8 protein-coding genes and 3 tRNA genes are annotated in these 9419 nt (G+C 71.7%); 2 read left to right on the forward strand and 9 right to left on the reverse strand.

Features of this window, described 5'->3' with window-relative positions:
* Positions 1–87: 87 nt before the first annotated feature.
* A complete protein-coding gene (gene crgA / locus ABZ449_RS30375) occupies positions 88–336 on the forward strand; it encodes a cell division protein CrgA (protein WP_360352582.1) in 249 nt (82 codons plus the stop codon).
* A gap of 336 nt (positions 337–672) precedes the next feature.
* Here crgA and ABZ449_RS30380 read toward each other — a convergent pair whose 3' ends face one another.
* The gene (locus ABZ449_RS30380) at positions 673–1566 is read right to left on the reverse strand and encodes a rhomboid family intramembrane serine protease (RefSeq protein ID WP_360352584.1); all 894 of its coding nucleotides are present in this window, start codon (positions 1564–1566) and stop codon (positions 673–675) included.
* 287 nt (positions 1567–1853) lie between these two features.
* Between ABZ449_RS30380 and ABZ449_RS30385 the strand changes: the two genes are divergently transcribed.
* A complete protein-coding gene (locus ABZ449_RS30385) occupies positions 1854–2591 on the forward strand; it encodes a DUF5324 family protein (protein WP_360352586.1) in 738 nt (245 codons plus the stop codon).
* Positions 2592–2664: 73 nt separating this feature from the next.
* On the opposite strand, the gene ABZ449_RS30390 is transcribed toward ABZ449_RS30385, so the two are convergent.
* From ABZ449_RS30390 to gyrA, 8 genes are all read right to left on the reverse strand, one after another.
* Positions 2665–2737 (reverse strand) — tRNA-Ala (locus ABZ449_RS30390).
* A 184-nt stretch (positions 2738–2921) separates the two neighbouring features.
* Complete coding sequence (locus ABZ449_RS30395) at positions 2922–3050, reverse strand: DLW-39 family protein (RefSeq protein ID WP_014137031.1); 129 nt, start codon at positions 3048–3050, stop codon at positions 2922–2924.
* Positions 3051–3332: 282 nt separating this feature from the next.
* Positions 3333–3683, reverse strand: a complete 351-nt coding sequence (locus ABZ449_RS30400; protein ID WP_360352588.1) for a DUF6191 domain-containing protein — start codon at positions 3681–3683, stop codon at positions 3333–3335.
* 149 nt (positions 3684–3832) lie between these two features.
* Positions 3833–3906: transfer RNA gene (locus tag ABZ449_RS30405), tRNA-Ile, on the reverse strand.
* Between the two features lie 105 nt (positions 3907–4011).
* Positions 4012–4085: transfer RNA gene (locus tag ABZ449_RS30410), tRNA-Ile, on the reverse strand.
* Between the two features lie 16 nt (positions 4086–4101).
* A complete protein-coding gene (locus ABZ449_RS30415) occupies positions 4102–5496 on the reverse strand; it encodes a cyclopropane-fatty-acyl-phospholipid synthase family protein (RefSeq protein WP_360352590.1) in 1395 nt (464 codons plus the stop codon).
* Between the two features lie 260 nt (positions 5497–5756).
* Complete coding sequence (locus ABZ449_RS30420) at positions 5757–6500, reverse strand: DUF3566 domain-containing protein (protein ID WP_360352592.1); 744 nt, start codon at positions 6498–6500, stop codon at positions 5757–5759.
* Positions 6501–6651: 151 nt separating this feature from the next.
* Positions 6652–9189, reverse strand: a complete 2538-nt coding sequence (gene gyrA, locus ABZ449_RS30425) for a DNA gyrase subunit A (RefSeq protein ID WP_360352603.1) — start codon at positions 9187–9189, stop codon at positions 6652–6654.
* Positions 9190–9419: the final 230 nt, after the last annotated feature.

The raw sequence follows: 9419 nt of genomic DNA on the forward strand, positions 1-9419 counted from the left end.
CCCAGGACTTCCTCCACAGCCGACCGCGGCCGATTCCACCCGCTGCACCCCGCGCGGTCTCACAGCGCATCGACAGGAGAGCTCCTCGTGCCGAAGTCTCGACTCCGCAAGAAGTCCGACTACACCCCGCCGACGACGGCCTCGGTGAAGATCAGTTCGGGCCGCGGCTGGGTCGCGCCGCTGATGCTGGCCTTCTTCCTGGTCGGCCTGGTGTGGATCGTCACGTACTACGTGACCAGCGGCAGCTACCCGGTCGAGAGCTGGCGGAACTGGAACATCCTGGTCGGCTTCGGCTTCATCGCCGCGGGGTTCGGCGTCTCCACCCAGTGGAAGTGACGGCCCGCCCGTCCTGAGGCTCCGACCCGAGCCGTCTCCCGCCGTCCCGGATCGCTCGTCCCGGGACGGCGGTCAGGCATGCCCGGAGCCGTACGGGAATCCGGCCGTTTGTCCCCACATCGGACTGGCGTGCTTATCCACATGGTTATCCACACTGGGGAAAAGTCTCCCCAGCCTGTGGATAACTTTCCCGCGCGGGGCCGTACACAGCTGTGCACAACGCCTCCGGAACGAGAGAACCGCACAGCAGGACACGCGTAGAACAGCAGTCCACAACCGGACGGCCGCACAGCCTGTGCACAACCCCGCACCCACTGTGGACAAACGCGCGAACGGTCAGGACCCGTAGAGCGCCATCCCGGTCAGCAGCATCCCCGCCTCGACGGCCACCGCGCCCGCCACCGCCAGCGCCTGGACCAGCCCGCGGCGCTCGCGCGGGGCGTACATCAGGCCGGCCGCCGCCAAGGAGCCCAGCAGCAGGCCGCCGACGTGCGCCCGCCAGTCGATGCCCGGTCGGGAGAAGGTGACGATCAGGTTGAAGACCAGGAACGCCATCGCCGGGCCCAGCGGGCCCCTGTTCCGCAGTTGCAGCACGATCGTGGCGCCGATCAGCCCGAAGACCGCCCCGGAGGCGCCCACCGAGTTCATCCAGTCGCCGGCCACCAGGAAGGCGAAGGTGCTGCCGCCCAGGCCGGAGACCAGGTACAGGGCCAGGAAGCGCAGCCGGCCGAGCGCCTCCTCCAGCGGCGGGCCGAGCCAGAACAGCGCCAGCATGTTCATCCCCACGTGCCACCACTCCAGGTGCAGGAAGGTGGCGGTCAGCAGCCGGTACCACTGGTCCGGGCCGTCGGCGATGCCCGCCGGGCCGCCGAGGATGTCCCGCCCGGCGCTGAACAGCGACCAGGTCTGGCCCAGCCGCGGGGTGAGGACGTAGGCCGCCAGCACCCAGACCACGACGTTGAGGCCGATCAGCACCCGGGTGACCAGCCCGCCGTCGGCGGCCAGGGCCCCGCCGAACCGGGTGGTCGCCTGCCGCGACCCGGCGTGGCCGGCGCCCACGCACTCCGGGCACTGGAAGCCCACCGCGGCGGTCACCATGCACTGCGGGCAGATCGGCCGCCCGCAGCGGGTGCAGGAGACCCCGGTGGGGGTCCGCGGGTGCCGGTAGCAGCCGGGCGGGCCGGCCTCCGGGGACCGCTCGGCCGACGGGTGCGGCTCGTCCGGGAGCATCAGCGCTGTCCCCTTCCCGTACACGACCTCCGAAACCGCCAGCCTACTGCCGCACCCCGGCCCCCGGGCCCGCTCCCCCACACCCGCCCGTCCCGCCCGCCCGTCCCGCCCGCCCGTCCCGCCCGCCACCCCGCAGGGGCCCCGCGAACGGCCTACCCGGACCAGCCCGCCACCCCGCCCGCACCCCGCGAACGGCCCACTCCGACCTGCCTTCGGACAAATCAGGATGCATGATCAGCATTCAGGTGGATATGTGCATATAGGACGCCACCCAGGAGGAGAGACTCGTGAGCTTTTCGGATTCGGCCCGAGAGACGGCCACCAGGACCCGGGACACCGCCGCACAGTTCGCGGACGGCGCCAAGCAGCGCCTCGGCCCCGCCTTGGACGCCCTCGGCCCGAAGGCCGCGCTGGCCGCCCACAATCTCCGCATCCAGTACGACAGGCATCTCGCCCCGCAGATCGGCCATGCCTTCGCCAGCCTGCCGCCGGAGGCCCAGCAGAACGCCCTGAAGGCCCTCCACCGGGCCCAGGAGGCCGCTCTGGCGGCCCGCCTGTCCGCCACCCGGGCCGCCGACCAGGCGCGCGCCTCCGTGGCCCCCAGGGTCGCCCACGCGGTCGAGGAGGCCCGCGCCACCGTGGGCCCGGTCGCCCACGAGGCCCAGATCCGCGGCGCCGCCGCGCTGACCGCCCTCCAGGGCAACGTCAGTTCGGCCGAGATCAGCGAGCTGGCCGCCCGGAACGCCAGGAAGAAGGACTGCAGCCGCCTGGCCACGGGGCTGGCCGTGGCCGGCCTGCTGGCGATCGGCAGTGGCATCGTGGCCTGGCAGTGGTGGCGCCGGCACAGCAACCCGGAGTGGCTGGTCGAGCCCCCGGCCCCGCAGGAGTCCCGGCCGACCGGCGCGCACGCCACGTCCGCCCCGGTGAACGGCTCCGGCCCGGAGGCCCCCGCCGAGTCCGCGGACGGCGCCCCGGTGACCGAGGACGACGGCCCCACCGCCGAGGACGGCCCCGGGCCGCGCTGACCGCGCTGACCGCGCGGAAACGCCCGGACACCCGGAAGGCCCGGAAACGCCGATCGGCCACTACCGCGAATTGTGGAGCATAGGAGACTCGAACTCCTGACATCTGCCTTGCAAAGGCAGCGCTCTACCAACTGAGCTAATGCCCCTCGACGGCACCGCACGTGCCAACGGGCACTAGCGTACCGGTTTCCGGCGCGATTCCCAGCGCCGTCCCCCCGGAACGCTGCTGTTCCAGAGGGTCGGCCGGTCCGGTGCGTCGACCGGGCCGGCCGGCCCGGGAGGCGCCGACGGGCGCCTCCGGAATTCGTCGATCGTCAGATCGCCGGGGGTTCAGCGACCGGCCGGGACCGGGTCGGTGGCCTCGGTCCACAGGTCCTGCTCGGCGCGGTCCGCCTGGACCTGACGGTAGACAAAGAAGCCGCCGAGGGCGACCAGGGCGACCAGGAGAAGCTTCTTCACCGCGGGACCTCGTCCTTCTTGCGTTGGTGGACTCAAGAGCCGGATCCGGCCGGACTGACCGGGCCGACGAGTCCAGTTGTGTTTCGAGCGCGAACGGGCGGCCGGGTGCCAGACTGCCCTTGCGGCCGATGATACACACCGGTGTCCCAATCGTGACCAGCCACCGGCACGGCCAACCCGGCGGTCCGGTCCCAGGATTGACGCCGCACCTCCTGGCGGGCGGTCCGGCGCACCGGGACCCGTCCGGCGCGCCGGTGGATCAGGCCCGGCCCTCCGGGCCGTTCACCGCCCCGTCCGCGGGCCCTCCGCGGGCCCCTCCGCCGGGCGGTCCGGCACCACCACCACGGCCGTGCCGCCCGCCAGGTCCACCCTGGTCCGGGGCGGCGCCCCCTCGCCCTCCTCGTCGCGCAGCATCAGGGTGCTGCCGCGTTCGTCCAGCTCATGCTGCTTGCCCGCGGCGAACTGCGCGTGCAGCTGCTCGAAACCGGTGGCCGAGATCTGCCCCTCCCGGCCGGTCCCCCGCCAGGGCACCCAGCAGGCACGGCCCGCCCGCAGCGCCAGCTGGTCGAGCGCCGCCAGCACCACCAGGGCGCAGACCGGTCCGGGGATGCTCATCGCCCACAACCACGCCATGCCGCCACCAACCCTCCACCGTCCCTCCCCGGGGAACCGCGGGGACGGGCGGGGGGTTCCCGGCCCGGCGGCGGGAGAACGGCCGAGGACAGCAACGGGGGAGAACGCCGAAGGGCCCGGAGTGGATCACTCCGGGCCCTTCGTGGAGGTGGGCCTAACAGGACTTGAACCTGTGGCCTCTTCCTTATCAGGGAAGCGCTCTAACCGTCTGAGCTATAGGCCCTCACCGAACAGAGATCGTACCGGATTCCGGCCGCAGCACGGCCCCGCCCGATCCCGGGAACTGTCGAAGGGCCCGGAGTGGATCACTCCGGGCCCTTCGCGGTTGTGGGCCTAACAGGACTTGAACCTGTGGCCTCTTCCTTATCAGGGAAGCGCTCTAACCGTCTGAGCTATAGGCCCTTGCCGCACTGAAAGATTAGCGGACCGACGGCCGATCTCCCAAATCCGGCTCGGCCGTGGCTGCGGCGGCACCCCCCGCGACCAGCTCCGGCGCACCCGAGACCGGGCGCAGCAGCCACTCCTCGCGGGTCGGCGGCAGGCCCGCCGAGCCCTCGACGGTGCTGCGGACGGCGAGGACCTGGTTGATCCCGATCCGGTTCTGCTCGAAGGCGAGCGCGGAGGCCGCCATGTACAGCCGCCAGACCCGGGCCCGGCCGCGGCCGACCAGCCGGACCGCCTCCGTCCAGTGCGCCTCCAGGTTGGCCACCCACTCGCGCAGGGTCAGCCCGTAGTGCTCGCGCAGCGACTCGACGTCCCGGACCTCGAAGCCGGCCTCCTCCAGCCGCGCCACGGTGGAGCCGACGGGGGAGAGCTCGCCGTCCGGGAAGACGTAGCGGTCGATGAAGGGGCTGGTGCGGTGCTGCTCACCGGGGAGGTCGGGGCGGCGGGCGATCTGGTGGTTGAGCAGCCGGCCACCGGGCACCAGCAGCCGGTACAAGCCCTCGGCGTAGAGCCGGTACTGCTCGGAGCCGACGTGCTCGGCCATCCCGACACTGGAGATCGCGTCGAAGGGCCCGTCGGTGATCTCCCGGTAGTCCTGGAGCCGGACCTCGACCCGGTCGGACAGGCCGGCCTCCTCGACCCGGGCGCGGGCCAGCGCGACCTGCTCCCGGGAGATGGAGACGCCGACGGCGGTGACCCCGTAGTGCTCCGCCGCGTGCAGCAGCAGCGAGCCCCAGCCGCAGCCGACGTCCAGCAGGCGCATTCCGGGGCGCAGGCCGAGCTTGCGGCAGATGAGGTCGAGCTTGGCCTCCTGGGCGGCCTCCAGGCTCTTCGCCTCCGGCGTCCAGTAGGCGCACGAGTAGACCATCGAGGAGCCCAGCACGAGCCGGTAGAAGTCGTTCCCGACGTCGTAGTGGTGGCTGATGGCCGCGCGGTCCCGGCTGCGGCTGTGCAGTCGCCCCGAGGCCCTGCGGACCTCCTCGCGGGGCGGCTCGGGCTCGAGGCCGACCGCCCCGGCCCGCAGCGCGGCGGCGAGCACCCGGCGGCCCTTGGCGCCGAGCACGTCCCGCGGCCCGAAGGCCATGGTGCGGATCTCCGGCAGCTCGGCGAAGCGGGCGACGGCGGTGAGCGTCTCGTACAGGTCGGTGCCGGGGGCGAGTTCGAGGTCCCCCGAGACGTAGGCCCGGGCCAGGCCCAGCTCGTCCGGCTGCCAGATCAGCCGGCGCAGCGCCCGGCGGTTGCGCAGGACCACGGTGGGCGCGCCCGGAGGCCCGGCGACGCTGCCGTCCCAGGCCTGCACCCGCAGCGGCACCGGGACCCCCAACAGCCCTTCCAGGGCCTCCACCAGCTGACCTGCGAGCTTCCCCACCGCGCGCCTCCGTCCAGTCGTCCTGTGGAACCTCAGCTGACCCGGTCGGGCGGACCGGGGGCGGCCTGCGGCACTCCCAGGCGCGGGACGGGCGGCACCCAGCTAATCCCACCGCGGCCGCCCGGTTTCCGGGTGGCACGCCGCGGGCAGCCGACTGTCACCCGAAATGCCGACGGGCCCCACCGGCTGGAACAGCCGGTGGGGCCCGTACATTCCGCCCCCGGACGGAGAACTGACCGTGGGTCAGGATCCGGCCGGAATCAGTCCTCTTCGGCCAGGGTGAGCTCGACGCCGCCGGTGAAGCCGGCCGCCGCGTTGTAGATGAACGCGGAGAGCGTGGACAGGGCGGTCAGCAGGACGACGTCGACCACGGCGATCAGCGTGGTGAAGGTCATCACCTTGCCGAACCCGACGTAGTCCATCAGGTTCAGGCCACCGTTGCTGTCCGAACCGGTGACGTCCTTGAGGGTCTTGGTCAGCGAGTCGAAGACGCCGAGCGAGTCCAGCGTCATCCACAGCACGGCCGCGGCCACGATGATGATGATGCCGACGGCCAGCGACAGCAGGAAGCTGACCTTCATCACCGACCACGGGTCGACCTTGGTCACCCGCAGCCGGGCCTTGCGCGTCCGGCCGAGACCGGCGCCGCCGACCACGGGGGCCGGGGCCGCGGCGGGGCGACGCGCCGCCCCGCCGGTGGGGGTGCCGCCGGGCGGGGTGTGCCCCGCGGTCCGGGTGCCCCGGGCCGGGGTCGGCTGCCCCTTGGCGTACGTGGTCGGCTGAGAGAAGCCGCTTGATCCGGCGGCCTGGCCGCCGCTCGCCGAGGCGGGCTGCTGCCCGCCGTAGGTCGCACCGCTCTGGCCCGCTCCGCCGACCGGTGGCATCAGCGAGGTGGACGCGGCCGAGTGCTCGGTCGGCGGCTGCGGAACGCCGTACGACCCCCCGCCCTGCGCGCCCGGACGGCCGCCGGAGGTTCCTCCCGCAGCACCCGTGGCTCCACTCACCTGGTCCTCCCGCACTTCCCACCAGGACGGCGGTGCCGCCCTGCTTCGTCACTCGTCATCCAGCGCCCGGCGGGATTGCCCGGAACTGGTCGGCGTCCGGTGCCGCCGCGTCCGTTTCACTGGACGCGGCGGAACCGGTCTGCGGTTCGGGTCAGGCCTCGACGTCTCCGTCGACCGCCGTCTCCGCGCCCTCGGCCGTCTCGGTGGACTCGGTACCCGCCACCTCGTCCTCCGCCATCTCCTCGTCCTCGGCCTCCGCGTTGCGGGCCATGCCCACGACCGCATCGCGCTTTCCGAGGTTGATCAGTTGGACGCCCATGGTGTCACGTCCGGTTTCACGAACCTCGGAAACCCTCGTGCGGATCACCCCACCCGAGAGGGTGATCGCCATGATCTCGTCGGATTCGTCGACCACGAGCGCGCCGACGAGCGAACCCCGGCCCTCGACGATCTTCGCCGCCTTGGTGCCGTAGCCGCCGCGTCCCTGGACACGGTACTCGTCCACGGCGGTGCGCTTGGCGTACCCGCCGTCAGTGGCGGTGAAGACGTAGGTACCCGGACGGACGACGTTCATCGACAGCAGCTCGTCGTCCTCGCGGAACGCCATGCCCTTGACGCCGGAGGTGGCGCGGCCGGTGGAGCGCAGGGCGTCGTCGGTCGCGGTGAACCGGATCGACTGGGCCTTCTTGGAGACCAGCAGCAGGTCGTCCTCGGGGGAGACCAGCTCGGCGCCGATCAGCTCGTCGTCCCGGCCCTCCTCGTCCTGGCGCAGGTTGATCGCGATCAGGCCGCCGGAGCGCGGGGAGTCGTAGTCCTTCAGCGGGGACTTCTTCACCAGGCCGGCCCGGGTGGCGAGGACCAGGTACGGCTTGTCCTCGTACGTCCGGACGGCCATCACCTGGGCGATGTGCTCGTCCGGCTGGAACGCCAGCAGGTTGGCGACGTGCTGGCCGCGGGCGTCGCGCCCGGCGTCCGGCAGCTCGTAGCCCTTCGCGCGGTAGACCCGGCCCTTGTTGGTGAAGAACAGGATCCAGTTGTGGGTCGTCGTCACGAAGAAGTGGTCGACGATGTCGTCCTGCTTCAGCTGGGCACCGCGCACGCCCTTGCCGCCGCGCTTCTGCGAGCGGTAGAGGTCGGAGCGGGTCCGCTTGACGTAGCCGCCACGGGTGATGGTGACGACGATGTCCTCCTCGGCGATGAGGTCCTCGATGGAGAGGTCGCCGTCGGAGGGGATGAGGGTGGAGCGCCGCTCGTCGCCGTACTTCTCGACGATCGCGGTGAGCTCCTCGGAGATGATCTCCCGCTGGCGGGTCGGCGAGGCCAGGATCGCGTTGTACTCGTCGATCTTGCGCTGGAGCTCGTCGTGCTCGTCCATGATCCGCTGGCGCTCCAGGGCGGCCAGGCGGCGCAGCTGCATCTCCAGGATGGCGTTGGCCTGGAGCTCGTCGATGTCGAGCAGGCCCATCAGGCCGGTGCGGGCGGCGTCGGCGCTCGCCGAGGCCCGGATCAGCGCGATGACCTCGTCGATCAGGTCCAGGGCCTTGAGCAGGGCGCGCAGGATGTGGGCGCGTTCCTCCGCCTTGCGCAGGCGGAAGGTGGTGCGCCGGACGATGACCTCGACCTGGTGGTTGACCCAGTGCCGGATGAAGGCGTCCAGCGACAGGGTGCGCGGCACGCCGTCGACCAGGGCCAGCATGTTGGCACCGAAGTTGGTCTGCAGCTCGGTGTGCTTGTACAGGTTGTTCAGCACGACCTTGGCGACCGCGTCGCGCTTGAGCACGACCACTAGGCGGGTGCCGGTGCGGGAGGAGGACTCGTCGCGGACGTCGGCGATGCCGGCGATCTTGCCGTCCTTCACCAGGTCGGCGATCTTCAGCGCGAGGTTGTCCGGGTTGACCTGGTACGGCAGCTCGGTGATCACCAGGCACTGGCGGCCCTGGATCTCCTCGACCTCGACCACGGCGCGCATGGTGACCGAGCCGCGGCCGGTGCGGTAGTAGTCGTCGATCCCGCGGCGGCCGACGATCAGCGCGCCGGTCGGGAAGTCCGGGCCCTTGATCCGCTCGACCAGGGCGTCCAGCAGTTCCTCGGCCGAGGCCTCCGGGTTCTCCAGGTACCAGAGCGCGCCGGAGGCGACCTCGCGGAGGTTGTGCGGCGGGATGTTGGTGGCCATGCCGACCGCGATGCCGGTGGCACCGTTGACCAGCAGGTTGGGGAAGCGGGCCGGGAGGACGGTCGGCTCCTGCGAGCGGCCGTCGTAGTTGGCCGCGAAGTCGACGGTCTCCTCGTCGATGTCGCGCATCATCTCCATGGCCAGCGGCATCATCTTGCACTCGGTGTAGCGCATGGCCGCCGCCGGGTCGTTGCCCGGGGAACCGAAGTTGCCGTTGCCGTCCACCAGCGGCATCCGCATCGACCACGGCTGGGCCAGGCGGACCACGGTGTCGTAGATCGAGGTGTCACCGTGCGGGTGGTAGTTGCCCATGACGTCGCCGACGACGCGGGCGCACTTGTAGTAGCCCTTCTCGGGGCGGTACCCGCCGTCGTACATCGCGTAGAGCACGCGGCGGTGCACCGGCTTGAGGCCGTCGCGGACCTCGGGCAGCGCACGACTGACGATCACGCTCATCGCGTAGTCGAGGTACGAGCGCTGCATCTCGGTCTCGAGCTCGACCGGCTCGATCCGCATCGTCACCTGGGCGGTGGCCTCGGCGGCTTCGGGCGTCTCGGGCTGTTCGCCTTCGGGACGGTTGTCGTCGACCACTGGTGGTCAGTTTCCTTTCACGCGGACTGGAACGTGCGGGGCCTGGGGTGCAGGCGTCACACGTCCAGGAAGCGGACGTCCTTGGCGTTGCGCTGGATGAAGGAGCGGCGGGCCTCGACGTCCTCGCCCATCAGCACGGAGAACAGCTCGTCGGC

This window comes from Kitasatospora sp. NPDC005856 (genome assembly GCF_040629945.1).
Taxonomy (GTDB): Bacteria; Actinomycetota; Actinomycetes; order Streptomycetales; family Streptomycetaceae; genus Kitasatospora.

Bases quoted from the DNA above. Each gene is read 5' to 3' on its own strand.
- ABZ449_RS30380 (WP_360352584.1), bottom strand. From the start codon at position 1,566: ATGCTCCCGGACGAGCCGCACCCGTCGGCCGAGCGGTCCCCGGAGGCC.
- ABZ449_RS30400 (WP_360352588.1), bottom strand. From the start codon at position 3,683: ATGGCGTGGTTGTGGGCGATGAGCATCCCCGGACCGGTCTGCGCCCTG.
- gyrA (WP_360352603.1), bottom strand. From the start codon at position 9,189: ATGCGGATCGAGCCGGTCGAGCTCGAGACCGAGATGCAGCGCTCGTAC.